The sequence below is a fragment of the Ralstonia sp. VS2407 genome (assembly GCF_052950655.1).
In genome coordinates this window covers 1-463 of sequence record NZ_JBRFVG010000269.1, presented here as the reverse complement: position 1 = coordinate 463, position 463 = coordinate 1, and the positions used below count along the sequence as shown (strand labels likewise).

1 protein-coding gene is annotated in these 463 nt (G+C 71.3%); it reads right to left on the bottom strand.

Annotation, left to right across the window (positions count from 1 at the left end; translation table 11 throughout):
• On the bottom strand, positions 1-463 hold a 463-nt coding region (locus ACU8YE_RS24990; protein WP_446930235.1), incomplete at both ends, for an FAD-dependent oxidoreductase.

Here is a 463-nt window from a genome sequence, read left to right as displayed (position 1 = left end):
CCACGACCAGGCCGTGCACCCGGTCGATCAGGAAGCTCTCCGTCGGGGTCGAGGTGTAGAGGCAGGTCGCCTCGGCACTCGGCTCCGGATCCAGCCCGGGCAGATAGCGGCTGACGTACTCCACCAGCCGGGCCCGGGACGCATCGTCGACCCGGCCGCTGCGGGTGCTCGCCGTGGTCACCTGCCCGTGGTCGTGCTCGGCGACCTTGATCGCACCCGCACCGACGTCGCGACCTCCGGGCAGTCCGTAGACCGAGAGAGCGTCCTTGTGCACGAAGATCGGCCAGGCCGACTCGGACCGGCTGCGGAAGTGGAACGCCTGCTGCTGGGTCACCTCGAAGGGCGGAAGCGCCTGCCCGGTGAGCGGCAGCCCACCGAGCAGCTCGGGCAGCCAGGGACCGGCCGCCACGACGACCACCTCGGCTTCGACCGGCACCTGGCCGGCCGGTGAGCTCAACACGTA